The 14,581-nt window shown below is 41.2% G+C and carries 17 protein-coding genes, 1 tRNA gene and 3 pseudogenes; 6 read left to right on the top strand and 15 right to left on the bottom strand.

The window, feature by feature from the left end:
- Position 1 precedes the first annotated feature (1 nt).
- The 6 genes from MK370_RS06700 to MK370_RS06675 form a co-directional block, all read right to left on the bottom strand.
- Complete coding sequence (locus tag MK370_RS06700) at positions 2-784, bottom strand: alpha/beta fold hydrolase (protein WP_268684771.1); 783 nt, start codon at positions 782-784, stop codon at positions 2-4.
- 26 nt (positions 785-810) lie between these two features.
- Positions 811-1,710, bottom strand: a complete 900-nt coding sequence (era, locus tag MK370_RS06695) for a GTPase Era (protein WP_002931140.1) — start codon at positions 1,708-1,710, stop codon at positions 811-813.
- 66 nt (positions 1,711-1,776) lie between these two features.
- Positions 1,777-2,175, bottom strand: coding sequence for a diacylglycerol kinase family protein (locus MK370_RS06690; protein WP_002894866.1), 399 nt, complete (start codon positions 2,173-2,175; stop codon positions 1,777-1,779).
- Positions 2,156-2,653 (bottom strand): rRNA maturation RNase YbeY, encoded by a 498-nt coding sequence (gene ybeY / locus MK370_RS06685; protein ID WP_268684663.1) that lies wholly within the window; start codon positions 2,651-2,653, stop codon positions 2,156-2,158. The genes MK370_RS06690 and ybeY overlap by 20 nt, the downstream gene beginning before the upstream one ends.
- A gap of 224 nt (positions 2,654-2,877) precedes the next feature.
- Positions 2,878-2,950, bottom strand: a tRNA-Thr gene (locus MK370_RS06680).
- A 48-nt stretch (positions 2,951-2,998) separates the two neighbouring features.
- Positions 2,999-3,568 (bottom strand): GNAT family N-acetyltransferase, encoded by a 570-nt coding sequence (locus MK370_RS06675; RefSeq protein WP_268684662.1) that lies wholly within the window; start codon positions 3,566-3,568, stop codon positions 2,999-3,001.
- A gap of 130 nt (positions 3,569-3,698) precedes the next feature.
- Between MK370_RS06675 and ald the strand changes: the two genes are divergently transcribed.
- Positions 3,699-4,811, top strand: a complete 1,113-nt coding sequence (gene ald, locus MK370_RS06670; protein WP_268684661.1) for an alanine dehydrogenase — start codon at positions 3,699-3,701, stop codon at positions 4,809-4,811.
- Between the two features lie 94 nt (positions 4,812-4,905).
- Here ald and MK370_RS06665 read toward each other — a convergent pair whose 3' ends face one another.
- From MK370_RS06665 to MK370_RS06630, 8 genes and pseudogenes are all read right to left on the bottom strand, one after another.
- Entirely contained in the window at positions 4,906-5,463 is a 558-nt protein-coding gene (locus tag MK370_RS06665) for a DUF6036 family nucleotidyltransferase (RefSeq protein ID WP_268684660.1), read from the bottom strand.
- Positions 5,456-5,740, bottom strand: coding sequence for a hypothetical protein (locus tag MK370_RS06660; protein ID WP_268684659.1), 285 nt, complete (start codon positions 5,738-5,740; stop codon positions 5,456-5,458). Before MK370_RS06660 ends, MK370_RS06665 begins: the two co-directional genes overlap by 8 nt.
- A gap of 107 nt (positions 5,741-5,847) precedes the next feature.
- The gene (locus MK370_RS06655) at positions 5,848-6,837 is read right to left on the bottom strand and encodes a PhoH family protein (protein WP_268684658.1); all 990 of its coding nucleotides are present in this window, start codon (positions 6,835-6,837) and stop codon (positions 5,848-5,850) included.
- Between the two features lie 90 nt (positions 6,838-6,927).
- Positions 6,928-7,143, bottom strand: a complete 216-nt coding sequence (locus MK370_RS06650; protein WP_002894860.1) for a YozE family protein — start codon at positions 7,141-7,143, stop codon at positions 6,928-6,930.
- Positions 7,144-7,211: 68 nt separating this feature from the next.
- Positions 7,212-8,066, bottom strand: coding sequence for an RNA-binding virulence regulatory protein CvfB (cvfB, locus tag MK370_RS06645; RefSeq protein WP_268684657.1), 855 nt, complete (start codon positions 8,064-8,066; stop codon positions 7,212-7,214).
- Positions 8,067-8,170: 104 nt separating this feature from the next.
- Complete coding sequence (frr, locus tag MK370_RS06640) at positions 8,171-8,728, bottom strand: ribosome recycling factor (protein ID WP_268684656.1); 558 nt, start codon at positions 8,726-8,728, stop codon at positions 8,171-8,173.
- Between the two features lie 19 nt (positions 8,729-8,747).
- Entirely contained in the window at positions 8,748-9,473 is a 726-nt protein-coding gene (gene pyrH / locus MK370_RS06635) for a UMP kinase (protein WP_002894857.1), read from the bottom strand.
- Positions 9,474-9,667: 194 nt separating this feature from the next.
- Positions 9,668-11,117: pseudogene (locus tag MK370_RS06630) on the bottom strand (APC family permease).
- A 114-nt stretch (positions 11,118-11,231) separates the two neighbouring features.
- Between MK370_RS06630 and MK370_RS06625 the strand changes: the two are divergent.
- The 4 genes and pseudogenes from MK370_RS06625 to MK370_RS06610 form a co-directional block, all read left to right on the top strand.
- A pseudogene (locus tag MK370_RS06625) lies at positions 11,232-11,762 on the top strand (IS30 family transposase); the annotation flags it as partial.
- A 622-nt stretch (positions 11,763-12,384) separates the two neighbouring features.
- Positions 12,385-12,906 (top strand): DUF2975 domain-containing protein, encoded by a 522-nt coding sequence (locus tag MK370_RS06620; protein ID WP_268684655.1) that lies wholly within the window; start codon positions 12,385-12,387, stop codon positions 12,904-12,906.
- A gap of 4 nt (positions 12,907-12,910) precedes the next feature.
- Positions 12,911-13,120 carry a helix-turn-helix domain-containing protein gene (locus MK370_RS06615; RefSeq protein ID WP_032908247.1) on the top strand — a complete coding sequence of 70 codons (210 nt, stop codon included), beginning with the start codon at positions 12,911-12,913 and terminating at the stop codon, positions 13,118-13,120.
- 4 nt (positions 13,121-13,124) lie between these two features.
- Positions 13,125-13,577 (top strand): hypothetical protein, encoded by a 453-nt coding sequence (locus MK370_RS06610; RefSeq protein ID WP_002904809.1) that lies wholly within the window; start codon positions 13,125-13,127, stop codon positions 13,575-13,577.
- Between the two features lie 271 nt (positions 13,578-13,848).
- Here the strand turns inward: MK370_RS06610 and MK370_RS11345 are convergent, their stop codons facing one another.
- The gene (locus MK370_RS11345) at positions 13,849-13,986 is read right to left on the bottom strand and encodes a class III lanthipeptide (protein WP_197709054.1); all 138 of its coding nucleotides are present in this window, start codon (positions 13,984-13,986) and stop codon (positions 13,849-13,851) included.
- 92 nt (positions 13,987-14,078) lie between these two features.
- On the opposite strand from MK370_RS11345, the pseudogene MK370_RS06605 reads away from it, so the two are divergent.
- Positions 14,079-14,483: pseudogene (locus tag MK370_RS06605) on the top strand (IS30 family transposase); the annotation flags it as partial.
- Positions 14,484-14,581 lie beyond the last annotated feature (98 nt).

Raw genomic sequence — 14,581 nt, 5'->3', positions numbered from 1 at the left:
ATCAAAATCCTTTCAATTTCTCTGGAAAGGCAGCATTTTGAAAGAAATAGCGCAGCAGCTGAATATGCGTATCCACATCACTAAAAAGCCAAGCATGCCCTTTGTCAGAATAATAGGCGCATTCAGACCTAGCATTTTTCTGTGCCAACCTGCGGTGCCAGTCATGAATGGTTTCGGCTTCTTTTCCACCTGAGACAAAGAAAGCAGGATTATCAAACTGCAAATTAAGTCTCAAGAGATTTGCCTGTGACATCGCACGTCGAAATGAACGCCGTTCAGCTCTTTGGAAATCTGCAACAAAGCGCTGAACGTCTTGGACAGGTGCTCCGTCCTCTTGCATCATCTTTGTCAGGAGATTGGCTACAAATTTAGTATTTTTCAAGAAAGACATCAGATATACAATGGCAATGATCTTGCGATAGCCCTTAATTGGCCGAGGGCTTGCCCCATCCACAATGACTCTATCTATAAGACTAGAATGTTTTTCCAACAACTTAAGAATGAGGGAACCACCTAATGAAAGACCAACCAAGTGCGGCTTGCCATGTGCTTTGCTTTTAATGACAGCCACAATCATTTCTACGACATCATCAAAGTTTGTCCACTCAATATTATGACTGGCTCCGTGACCAGGTAAATCCACAAGAACGCAATGAAAATCTTGCTCAAGCACAGCAACATGGTGTCGCCACATCTGACTGCTAGAGCCTGAAGCATGCAAAAAGATAATACTTTTTGGATTTTGCTCCCCTCTTTCATCAATGAATAATGACGGCATCTCCATCACCTCACTTACTGGCTTAGAAAACCTCAATACTCCTTCTTATTATAGCCAAAGTCCGCCAAGTCCAACTTCTTGTCCCGCCAGTTTTTCTTGACCTTGACCCAAGTTTCTAGGAAGACCTTATCCCCCAGCATAAGCTCAATATCGCGCCTAGCCATAGAACCGATTTTCTTAAGCATGGATCCGCCTTTGCCTATGATAATGCCTTTTTGGCTGTCACGCTCCACCATGATGGTCGCTCGGATATGGACCTTGTCCGTCTCCTCGTCTCGCTTCATACTGTCAACAACCACTGCGACTGAGTGGGGAATTTCCTCCCGTGTCAGCATCAAAACCTTCTCACGAATCATTTCTGATACCAGAAAGCGCTCTGGATGGTCGGTAATCTGGTCTTCTGGGAAATATTGGAAACCTTCTTCCAGATTCTCACTGAGAATGTCAACCAGACGGGAAACATTATTGCCCTGCAGGGCTGAAATCGGCACGATTTCTTTGAAGTCCATCTGCTGACGGAAATCATCAATTTGCGCTAAAAGCTGATCCGGATGGACTTTATCAATCTTATTAACCACCAAAATAACTGGCACCTTAGCCGCTTTCAGACGCTCAATAATCATGTCATCGCCCTTGCCACGCGGCTCATCAGCCGGCACCATAAAGAGGACAGTATCCACCTCACGCAGGGTGCTGTATGCTGCTTCTACCATGAAATCACCTAGAGCCGTCTTAGGCTTGTGGATTCCCGGCGTGTCGATAAAGACAATCTGCTCCTTATCCGTCGTGTAAATCCCCATAATTTTATTGCGTGTGGTCTGAGCCTTATCGCTCATGATGGCAATTTTTTGCCCCATAACATGATTCAAAAAGGTTGATTTCCCAACATTAGGACGTCCTAAAATAGCTACAAAACCCGATTTAAAAGTCATTATTTCACCTCTATTATTTCCATTAAAACAGCAGAAAATCGGCAGTCTCCCCCGATTTTCAAATCTTTAAAAAATCCAATCCCAAATCTTGGGAACAAAAATAATCAGTCCTGTCACAACGGCAAAGCCAGATACGACCAGAACAGCTCCCGCTGCCATATCCTTGGCATTCTTTGCCCGCATAGAAAAGTGGTAATCGCTGGCCAGATCCACAACATTTTCAATGGCAGAATTGACAATTTCAAAGGCAATGACCAGAAAAATGCTCAAAAAGAGAAAGAGCCATTCTATCGCGGACAAGTCAAAAATCAGTCCCGCAACTATCACTGCCAAAGCCGAAAGAACATGCTTGCGCAGATTGCGTTCCTCTTTAAAGGCTGTAAAAATACCGGTTAAAGCAAATTCCAGACTCGAGACCACATCTCGGTTTTTCCATTTGCGTTTGTTATTTCCTTGTGAGTCCATAAGCAGTTAAAATTTCTTCCTGTAATCCAAACATTTCTGCTTCTTCTTCCGGCGTATAGTGATCATAGCCGTTGATATGCAGAAAACCATGCACTGCCAAAAAGCCCATCTCCCGCTCAAAGCTGTGGCCGTATTCTTCAGCCTGCTCACGCGCCTTGTCCACTGAAATGAACAGCTCGCCGATATAGGCGTCAAAATCCTCCAACATCTCAGCTAGCTCAGGATGGTCCAGCAAATCCTCTTCGTCAACAGCGATGTCCAGCTCAGGCTTGTATTCCAAGCTGATCACATCCGTCGGCCGATCCGTATCTCTATATTCTAAGTTGAGTTCATGACTGCGCGCATTGCTGACAAAAGTCACAGCCATTTCCTTATTTTCCTTGCACGTTTTCTGGGCCGCAAACTCCAAAATTTCCTGAGTCTGTTTAAGAATCTCTTCCGAAACCTGACCCGTCTCATCTACCATTTCGATATACATATCTTACCCGCTTTGCTAGTATTACCTCATTATATCATATTTTGACTCACTTTAGGGAGCCCAAGGGCAGGGTTTTGGAAAATAGCAGAGCAGATTTGTCAACCTCTCACCGCAAAGACAAAAACAGCTATTTTAATTTTTTCCCTCCTAAAACTTTGCCTTTCACTACCTGCTATCATTGACAAAAAGAAAAGGCTGGGAAAACCCAACCTTGTCCTACAAGATGCTAATTGCCGGGATCGAACCGGCGACCTCATCCTTACCATGGATGCGCTCTGCCAACTGAGCTAAATCAGCGTACCTATCTAATATATCATGTAGATAGGTGCTTGTCAATATCCTTTCTCATTTTTTTGCAAAATAATCTTCCATAGTCAGATAGTAATGCACTCGCGTCACAATGCGGCCTTTCTCATGCTTATCTAGTGATGCGTAAGGCTCTTCGTGGGAATATTTCATGCCAGACTTGACCATAACCCTGCCAGATGCTGGATTGTCTACATCGTGCAAGGCAAGAAGTTTATTCATCCCGATTTCCTCAAAAGCCAGCTTGATGACTGCGCGATTGGCCTCTGTCGTATAGCCCTGATTCCAGTATTTTTTATTGATTACATAGCCGATAGCCGCCGTTTTCAAATCCAGCCTGATCTTATGCAGGTCAATAGTCCCAATGAATTTGCCGCTATCCTTCACTTCTATCCCCCAGCGCCCCAGAGGATTGGCCAGATAAAAGAGAGCGATATTATTGCGTGTTTCTTCCAGGCTTTTATTTCTCTCAAAAGTATAGCGAGTATTTTCCGTATCCGAAGCGTATTCAAACATCGCTGGGGCATCATCCAAGGTTACGGGACGCAGAATCAGCCGCTCAGTTTCTAGTCTAAGATGACGGGCCAGCTTGACATAGATATTTTCCATCAGAACCTCCTAGATTTTCTTAACAGAATAGCACAATTCACTTATGAAAGCAAACCGCTCTGATTTTTTCTTGATTTTTAAATTATTTTCCTATACAATAAAAACATCTTAAAAAAGGAGCATATTTTTTATGTTAATCGGTATTCCAAAAGAAATCAAAAACAATGAAAATCGCGTCGCTCTGACACCAGCTGGTGTTCATAGTCTCGTTGGCAAAGGCCATGAAGTTCTGATTGAGACAGATGCTGGTCTGGGATCTGGCTTTGCCGATGCAGACTATGAAAAGCAAGGTGCAAAAATCGTCCCTACTGCTGCAGAAGCGTGGGCAGCTGAGCTAGTGGTCAAGGTCAAAGAACCTCTGGCAGCTGAATATGGCTTCCTCCGTGATGACCTCTTGCTCTTTACCTACCTGCATATGGCTGCCGCTCCTGAGCTAGCAGATGCTATGACTAGTGCTAAGACAACCGGTCTGGCCTACGAAACTGTTCGTGATCAAGATGGACAACTGCCACTCTTGGTACCTATGAGTGAGGTAGCTGGCCGGATGGCTGTCCAAATCGGTGCCCACTTCTTGACTAAGAGAGAAGGCGGATCTGGCGTACTCCTCGGTGGTGTACCGGGCGTCCCTAAAGGAAAAGTCACCATTATCGGTGGTGGTGTTGTAGGAACTCATGCCGCTCGTATCGCTCTAGGATTGGGAGCTCAAGTGACTATTCTGGATATCAGCGCTAAGCGTCTGTCTGTCCTAGAAGATGTCTTCGGTCATCAAATCCAGACCCTCATGTCCAATCCTTTCAATATCGAAGCCAGCGTTCGAGAAGCAGATGTCGTAATCGGTGCTGTTCTTATCCCTGGTGCCAAGGCTCCGAAACTAGTAACAGACGACATGGTTAAGCAAATGCGTCCAGGCTCTGTCATTGTAGACGTAGCCGTTGACCAAGGTGGTGTTATTGAAACAGCCGACCGAGTGACGACCCACACCGAGCCTGTCTATGAAAAACACGGTGTCCTCCATTATGCAGTAGCCAATATCCCAGGTGCTGTAGCCCGCACTTCTACCATCGCCCTGACCAATGTCACTCTTCCTTATGTGGAGGCTTTGGCAGGGAAAGGCTTCAAGCAAGCCATTGCAGATGACCAAGGCCTGCGCCAAGGTGTAACGACTTACCAAGGTCATATCACCAGCCAGCCAGTTGCAGAAGGCCTAGACAAGGATTACACTTCTATTGACGAACTCGTTTAGTTGAAAATTTCGACTTTTAAAATTAATCCTACAAAAAAGAGCAGAAATAAATCTGCTCTTTTCGTATGTTATTAGATAAAAATCAAAGCTTTCTTTAGTAATACCCCTTTAGCTTTTCTTGATTTTCTTTGAAAAATTCCTCTAGCCATTCCATACCATAGGCATGACTAAAACCTTCTAAAAGAACAGAAAAATCAATCGTATCAAAGCCCAATTTCCTCAGGTCCTCAAAGGTATTGAATGGGGAATGAAAATCTTTGTATTTGATAATAGCTCCGATGTCTTTCAAATCCTGTTCTCTAATGCTGATCATTTTCATCCCTAGAACATATTCAATCGGGACCATTAAAACCGTTAAATGACTAAAAGTATACAAGGTCTCACATAAGTCAACCGCTGGTTGCTTGTTCATGCTCGCTACATTATTATTGAGCCAAAGTTCTTCATGAGTATTGAGATTAAATTGTCGTCCAACTTTCGCAATAATCTCATTGATTTTTTGGTTTTCTTGGTAAAAAGCATCTACATCTTGCGTTGCTCGCAAGCCATGATGTTCCAAGACATAGCCCCCAACACAGATAATAGTCAAAGTAAGGTTAGCTTGGGCCAATTCTTGATTTAAGGCTTCAAAAACTGGTTTGATTTTATCCATGCTTATATCTCTCCATCAGCTCTTGAACATTTGTTAACTTAGCAGGTTTGTTTAAAGAAACTACATACTCATGCGTTAGAGTGTGTTCTTGTAGAGCATATTTCAGACTAACCTTTTGAAAATCTGTCAACTCTTTTGAAGCCAACAAACGTTCCACATCTTTGTCAGTCAAATAAGAACTATCTTCAAAAATAACCTTTCTAAGGTAACGAAACCAATGACTGGCGTTAAACCTTGATTGCCTCGAAGCACTAATCATATAATCATACCAATCCATCTTCTACCTCTTTTTAAAATTTTATCTTCCTAGATAATAAATTTTAATCATTTTATAAGCCTTAAAAATTCTATATCATGGCTGACGTAAACTGATATCTAGTTCTCTTATTCCATTTCTTCTGGCTCAGTTGTAGCTTCTTTAACAGGAGTTGGTTCATAAGCCCGAATAATCTCCGCCACCACTGGATGACGAACGACATCCTTAGCTGAGAAATGGACAAAGTCAATCTGGGAGATGTTCTTCAATTTCTCCTGAGCATCAATGAGGCCGGACTTAACATTGCGAGGCAGGTCAATCTGGCTAATATCTCCATTGACAATCATCTTGGACTGAAAGCCGAGACGTGTCAGAAACATCTTCATCTGCATGATGGTAGTATTCTGTGCCTCGTCCAGAATCACAAAGGCATCATCCAGCGTCCGCCCCCGCATATAGGCTAGGGGCGCAATCTCAATGATTTCTCGCTCCATAAGGCGCGTTGTCTGGTCCTTGCCCAAAATCTGATACAAGGCATCATAGACCGGACGCAGATATGGATCAACCTTTTCCTTAAGGTCACCAGGCAGAAAACCCAAACTCTCACCAGCTTCTACTGCCGGCCGCGTCAAGATAATTCGCTTGACCTGCCCACGCTTGAGAGCTGTCACCGCCAAGGTCACCGCCAGAAAGGTCTTCCCTGTTCCAGCCGGCCCGATCCCAAAGACGATATCATGATTTTTAACGCTGTCTACATAGATTTTCTGACCAAGTGTCTTGACCCGAATCGGCTTGCCATAGCTGTCCTTGATAATCTCTTCTTCGTAAAGAGCTACAAACTTATCAATTTCATCATTTTTGACCATGGTAATGGCTGTCACAACATCGGGAGTACCGATGGTCATGCCACGATTGACCAAGACCAACAGAGCCTGAATGACCTGTCGAGTCTCCTCGCAGGCAGCCTTTGTGCCCAAAATCTGCACAATCTCGGTTCGGGCATGGATGGTGACCTTCAATTCCTGCTCCATTAGGCGCAGATGGCGTTCATTAGAGCCAAAGAGATGAAAGGCATCATCTGGATGGCCCAGTTTTAATTCTACTGAATGTTCCTGCAAACAAAGAACCTCTCTATTTTATTTTTTTGAATGAATTACCTTCATTATATCAAAGCAAGCAGAAAATGACTATCCCTAGCCACTATCCACTTAATGGGCCTGATACTCTTCCCAAATAGCATCGAACTCACCAAGGTTAAAGGAAAAATTTGCATGCTCCTCCAGAAAACGACTGACCTCATCAAAATCATCCGTATGCTTGGGAAAGGCTGTATCCTGAAAAGCTAAGTCCGCCAAAATAGCCTTGGGCTCCTTACTCTTAGGATTGCGCTCTGTCATCAGCCAGCTGTAAAAAGATTTTCTCATAGGTTCCTTTCATTTCTTTAAGATTGTATTCTTCCAAGCATCAGCTCTAGATACGTGATTCTTTATCCTCACACCAACTCCGTTCCAGTTGGGTCCTGCTTGATTTTACCAGCTTTCATCAGCCCACCTAGAGCTTTTTTAAACTGGCCTTTGGAAATGCCAAAGGTCGCCTTGATGTCGTCTGGTGAAGACTTATCGTTCAAGGTCATGAAGCCGCCATTGCTTTCCAGATAGGTCAGAATCATCTGAGCATCATTTTCCAGCATTTCAAAGGAGCGAGGCTTAAGGGAGAGATTAAGCGTGCGGTCTACTTCACGGAAGCCAATTACCCGTGCGTCCAAGACTTGCCCGAGACGTGGCTCTGCATAGCGCTCGCTCGGATGAATGAAGCCCAGCATATTATTCTCCGGCAGGTAGACAAAAGTGCCAGAAAGCTTGAGCCGATAAACAATGGCTGGCCAGTTTTGATTCTGCATGTTATTGTAGGCTGGACGAGCCAGACGCTGGAAATCCTCTTGATAAGCCAGTTGGCCCCAGATGCGATCTTTCTTGTCCACATCTAGACGGATATAAAGGCGGTCACCCTTCTTAGGCCAGAGTTCCTTGATTTCTGGCAAGATGTCCAGCGATACCACGATTTGCTTATCTGGCAGACCGGTATCGACAAAGACTCCCAGATCCTTGCGGACCTCTGTTACCGTTCCCCAGCCAAACTGGTCTTGGGTAGCTGTAACTTCAAGAGTTGTCAGGCGAAGCTTCTGTTTCATATCGCTGTAGGCAAAGCCCTTGACAGACTGACCTAGCTCATACGCTCCCTCTTCCTTAGAAAGAGCGTAAACCTGACCGTCCTTTTGAACAAAGTAAAAGCGATCATTTTCATCCGTGATGATACCCACGATGAAGCTGGCAAGATTTGTATTCATATAGACCTATTTTCTACCTTGCTTCTTCAAACCGGGCAAGGATTTTTGATGTTAAAACAACTCAGTCAGCCAAAGCCAACTGAGTTTTGATTCTGATAAAAATGTTAAACTTCTAAAAGTTCTTTTTCTTTATTTGCTGTCATCTCATCGATATGTTTGACAGCATCGTCCGTTACTTTTTGAATGTCCTTTTCCAAGGTCTTCAAGTCATCTTCGGTGATTTCTTTGGCCTTTTCCTGCTTCTTAGCTTCATCCATAGCATCTCGGCGGATGTTACGGATGGCAACTTTAGCATTTTCACCGACCTTTTTCACTTCTTTAGCCAAGTCCCGACGAGTTTCCTCTGTCAGAGCTGGGATTACCAGGCGAATCACAGAGCCATCGCTTGCTGGCATAATCCCGAGGTCAGAAGCGTTGAGCGCACGCTCAATGTCCTTGATAGAAGACTTGTCAAAAGGTGTCACCAAAAGAACACGCGCTTCCGGAATCGTAATTGAAGCGATTTGGTTGAGCGGAGTTTCTACTCCATAGTACTCAACATGGATGCGGTCCAAAAGGCTGGCATTGGCACGGCCTGCACGGATGCTGCCAAATTCACGAGCCAGACTTTGGTGCGAGTGGGTCATTCTTTCTTTTGCTTTTTCTACAATTGCATTTGCCATGAGTTTCTAATCTCCGTTCTTATAAATTATTTGATACTGTTGTTCCGATTTGCTCACCGATAACAACGCGTTTGATATTGCCTGGCTCGTTCATATTAAAGACAACCAAGTCAATGTCATTATCCATAGACAGTGTCGAAGCCGTTGAGTCCATAATCCGCAGTCCCTTACTGATGACATCCCGGTGGGTCAGCTCATCAAACTTAACAGCGGTCTTGTCCTTCTTAGGATCGGCATTATAGACACCGTCCACGCCATTTTTAGCCATGAGAATCGCATCTGCTTCAATCTCTGCTGAGCGCAAGGCAGCGGTTGTATCGGTTGAAAAATAAGGAGAACCAATACCTGCACCGAAAATTACGATACGGCCTTTTTCCAAATGGCGAAGGGCTCGACCACGGATGTAAGGCTCAGCTACTTGCTGCATAGCAATCGCTGTCTGCACGCGCGTGTCAACACCTACTTGCTGCAGCGAATCCGCCATTACCAGCGCATTCATGACAGTGCCCAACATACCAGTATAGTCGGCCTGCACGCGGTCCATGCCCGCTTCTGCTGCCGGCTCACCCCGCCAAAGGTTTCCGCCTCCGATAACTAGAGCAATCTGAACACCCAAATCGTGAACTTCTTTGATTTCTTCCGCCATCTTCTGAACGGTTTGAATATCAATACCAACGCCTTTTTCACCAGCAAGAGCTTCACCCGACAACTTAATCAAAATACGCTTATACTTAGGTTCTACCATTTTTTCACTCCTTATTTTATCTGTACTATTTTACCACATTTTGTGATTTTTATATAGTTAAATCACTGAAATTTTTCTTTTTTCCTTTTAGTAAAATAGCAGAGCAGTCTAGCTCATTTCACAGAAAAACCAGCCCTATCATCAGATAGGACTGGGAAGTAAAAACTTCAATCATTTTTCACATAATCCACTCACTACTTGAGCGACTGTTTCTTTTCCCGCTTAGCTAAAATTGGCAGAATAACACCCAGACTGATTAAGACGATTGGGGTCAAAATATTAGTCAAGAGAGAGAATGCCAGCCAGCTGGATCTGTTGCATAGTCTACTTTGGGAACCATCCCTAAGATGCAGGCAACGGCTGTAAAGAGGAAGCACCAAGCTCCGATGGCAAAGCCAACTTTTGGATTTTTAGTAAACTTGTACTCGGCATCCTTGTACTTCTTCCAAGCCTTGTTCAACATCATGTAGGCCAGGAATACCCAGAGATACCGCATGGGCATAACAATGGAGTTGAGATTGGTCATCCACTTGATCAGGCCGTCAATTTCTTTGATTCCAAAGATAGGCAGAATAATTAGTAAGCTAACCAAAATCCCAGTCAGGATGTAACCGTTAATGAGGACTCCTTTTGATGTCCGCTTGCGCAGCCAACTTGGGACAAACTCTTCATCAGCATTATTGAGCATGATTTGCAGAGGCGCATCAATAGAGAAAGCCAGTGCAGCAATCTGTCCAACCATATTGGTCAGAGCATAGATGACTACTAGTACATTGCCCACGCCCCAATAGTTGCCCAGCTTTTGGAAGGCTTGGTAAGCACCGTTTCGCATCAGATCCTCAGGAATATTGCTGCCATCAAAAAGCATGCCCATAGCTAGAGAGCCTAGGATAGCAGATGCACCAACCATGACAGCCATGACAATCATTCCCTTTGGAAATTCCTTGGCTGGATTGCGTGTTTGATTAACGTAAGGCGATATTTTCTCAGCCCCGCCGACCGCAAAGACTAAGAGGGAGATAGTCGTGAAATAAGAAAAATCAAAGTTGGGAATATAAGTGCTGAGCTTATCCATATTGGCCGTCGCAAACTGCATATCAGGTTTGATAAAAGGCGCCCCGACCGCTAAGAGGACAAAGAGGAAGGACATAATCAGCATAGCGCTACCAGCCAGCCCCCCCCAATCACCTTGAGCGTGGACAGGCCTTTGGTGGACAAGTAGAGAAAGGCGCCGAAAATAAGTAAGCTAAGAATAACGATCCAGTGAATATCAAGACTGCTCAAAAAGTCTCCATTTCCCTGAATAGCCCAGCCTAGCGGAATTAAAACTCCCTGCGGCTTCTGAGCCAGATAAGGAATATGCACCACCCAGTAAGTCCAGGCCGCAAAATAAGCCAGACGCTTGGTAGAGGTCTTCTCCACCCAGTCGCTGACATCGCCTCCGCTCTCCTTGAAAGTCGAGCCTAGCTGCCCCACGATGAGGGCATAGGGAATAAAGTAAATAGCTAGGATAAGAATCCAAGAAACAATTACCGAAATGCCCTGCTGGGAGTAGTTATTAACCACATTTCCCAGACCCCAGACCATATTAAAAGCAATCAGAGATACCATCAGCCAAGTTAGCTGGTTCTGATCTTTTTTCATGACACCGTCTCCTTTTGTTATGATAAATTGTAAAATATAGTGCAACAAAAAACCCATAGGTTCTCAAATCGTGTAAACTGTAAGTAACCACACAAACAGACACAAGGAGATCCTATGGGCTACTTACATATTACCATAATTGATCGGCTAAAGATAGAAGCATATCTTGAAGCAGGTTTTAATCTGTCCTATATTGCAACTAAGTTAGGTTTTCACCGTTCATCAATTAGCCGAGAAATCAAACGGTGTCCAAATAAATATTCTGCCGAAGAAGCACAAAGGCAATATGAGGAATTATCTAGACTTAAGGGAAGGAAAACTGCATGTACTTCACAGATGAAGAAAGATATAGAACGTCATTTAAAAGCATCTTGGTCACCCGAGCAGATTCATGGGCGTTATCAGTACGAAAATAAGCCAATCGTATCGTTTAAAACGATTTATAATTGGATATATAATGGCCAACTCGAAGTTAGTGTAGAGACGTTAAGACGAAAAGGTAAAACACGTGAACCTCATGAGACTAGAGGGAAATTCATTATTGGTAAACCTATTTCCAAACGACCTAAAGAAGTGAAGGGCAGGCAAAATTTCGGTCATTGGGAATTAGATACCATGGTTTCTTCCAGAGGGAAAAGCAAAGGATTTACTTGATGAACCTACATCTGCTTTGGATACTCATACAGAAAAGCTTGTTCAAATTGCTTTAGAAAGGTATTTGAAAGGAAAGACAGTTCTGATAATTGCTCATAGATTGAAGACAATTATTTCTGCTGATGAAATCGTTATATTAAATAATAAAACAATAGAGTATAATGGAACGCATAATGATTTAAAAGAATCCTGTGAGCTGTATAATCGATTACTGGAAGATAGTGTACATTAGGGTGTAAATTATAAATACCTGACAATTGAAAGAGTATTGTTAACTCTTGAGAGATAGGTGAGTTTTCTTACGAGACGAGCTTGAAAGTATCATTACTTTAGTGTATTATAGCACACTGTGTTTAATCAACTTTTTCAGTAAATCAAGTATTAGCAAATGTTAGTTTTTAGAAATATAATAATTTACCTCTTTAAAACGGATTTAGTATTAAGAGGTATTTTTTATTTTAGTAGTATCACTTTTTTTAAGGTGATTGTGAGCTTCATATGTGTTAAGTAATTGAGATTAATTGGCAAAACTATTGACCAAGAATAATTATTGTATTAGAATAATCTTGAAAAGAGAATTATTCTAATACGATAATTAGAAGGAGGTATACATATGGATAAACTTTTAACGAAAATTGGAGTTATTCTATCTTTTGCACGGTACCTAATTTTTCTGCTTATTTTTCTATTGTTAGTAGGAGTAGCGGGAATTTTCTTTGGAGGGCAGAATAGTCAGGGGAATTTTATATTTGACTATGGGAATTTCATAATTGAAGCACCAATTATTTATCCCTTATTAATTCTTATAATGGCAATAGTTATATGCTTTATATTTATAAAATTATTAGGGATATGGAGTAGGTTATTGTTAGAGTTTAGCAACGATAAGTATTTTAAAATTAAAAATTTAAAATATCTAAAACAATCCTTTCTATTTTTAATTAGTTCAACAATTTTACAGTTATTAATTAATCTAGTTATTAATATTTTGAATATAGATAATGTAAGTAGCTTGTTTGATTTTTCAATAAAAAATTACTTGATTAATATTTTATTTTTGGCATTAAATTATTTTTTAATTATAGTGTTTAAAAAAGGATATTATATACAGAAAGAAAATGAGGAGATTATTTGATGAGATGGAAGAAATTAAGATAAATTTAGATAAAATAATTAAATCTAGGAATATCACTTCTAAAGAATTGGCAAATAGAATCAATATTACAGAAGCGAATTTATCAATATTAAAAACGGGAAAAGCTAAGGGGGTACGATTTGCTACATTATTAAATATTTGCAGAGAGCTTGATTGCCAACCTGGTGATATATTTGAATACAAAAGGAGTTAAGATAATGAGAAAACAAAGTATATTTATAGGTATGATTTGTCTAATCGCTTCATTCATACTTGTATCATGTGATTTCGGCGCTAACGATACCGTGCAAGATATTAAATCAGAAATCAATCAAGAGACCCCCAAAGAAGATATTGAGGATCTAGGAATAACTCAAGTATCTGAGCAAAAGATTGGGGATGAGTTGGCTATAAGTAGTAATTTTTCTGGATATGTTTATGTGATGAGCACAAAAGAAAACATTGAAACAATTAGGAAAACAGACTTTAGTTTTAATAATAACCCTTTTAAATCTGTAGAAAAAGGTTCTTATCATGATTTTAATATTCGTTATCATGGTAAAACATATTTTGCAATAAAACAGATAAAAGTTGAGTCGATTAATTCATTGAAGATTTCCTCAGATTATACAGGTAAGATTTTATTGGTTCTGAGGGGAAATAATAGTTAGTAGCAGTTTAATTATTTGATCTCATTTCTTATGAAGTCCCGTAAAGATTAATTTATCGGGACTTTATCTTATCGACAGGGTTTTGGATAAACAAAAATCGCGACCTATGGCTTTCTGGGGTTAATGAAATTGTCAAACTTAAAATGACAAGTGGAGAATAATAAAAGGCCCTCCTACCACTATGACCTAACTAATTGCTCAGAGTAGTTGAGAGCCTGAAATTCAAACCATTATAATAAATAACGAATATAGAGTTTGTTAACACAGTCTTTTATTTATTTATTGTTTTCACACATAAAAACAAGCTAATAGAACTATGCTTTTTACACATCACGCTAATATTAGATGCGCTGCAGAATTTTATTTGTTCAGTAGAAAGCATAGTTTGTAAGGATAATATTTTCTTCATTGCTTCCTCCTATTTATAAGAAGATTGAAAATGAGAAGTAAACCCACTACACTAGGAAACTACCTAACAAATAAACCAACTAGCATGGCTAAGGATGCTTGGCTACATTTGTAGAGCGCAAAACACGTTTTTATCTGGCATTTAAAATACCTGACCGATCAGCTAGGTCGATGTTTTCAGCCATAGAAACACTTCAGAAGATTTTTCCTAAGAACTTTTTAAAAACATTTACATCAGACAGAGGAAAAGAATTTGCTTGTTATCCTCAAGTGGAAGCTTTAGGAATAGACTTTTACTTTGCGGACGCTTATTCATCTTGGCAAAGAGGAAGTAATGAAAATTCAAATGGTTTGCTTAGAGAATATTTTCCTAAGAGGACTAATCTAACCGACATTACTGATGAATCGTTAGTAAATGCTTTACTTGCTATAAATCACCGTCCAAGAAAATGCTTAGGTTACAAAACAGCATTTGAGGCACTTATGGATGAATTTTAGATTTGTTGCACTTTTTATTGCAATTTATCTTATAAAATAAATTGATTCGATATTATTATAACATGTTTCTTTGCAATTGTAACCGCTATTATCATTTT

Origin of the sequence: Streptococcus sanguinis, from assembly GCF_026781265.1 — a bacterium.
GTDB classification, from domain to species: domain Bacteria; phylum Bacillota; class Bacilli; order Lactobacillales; family Streptococcaceae; genus Streptococcus; species Streptococcus sanguinis_T.
This window is presented reverse-complemented; position numbering and strand designations above follow the sequence as displayed.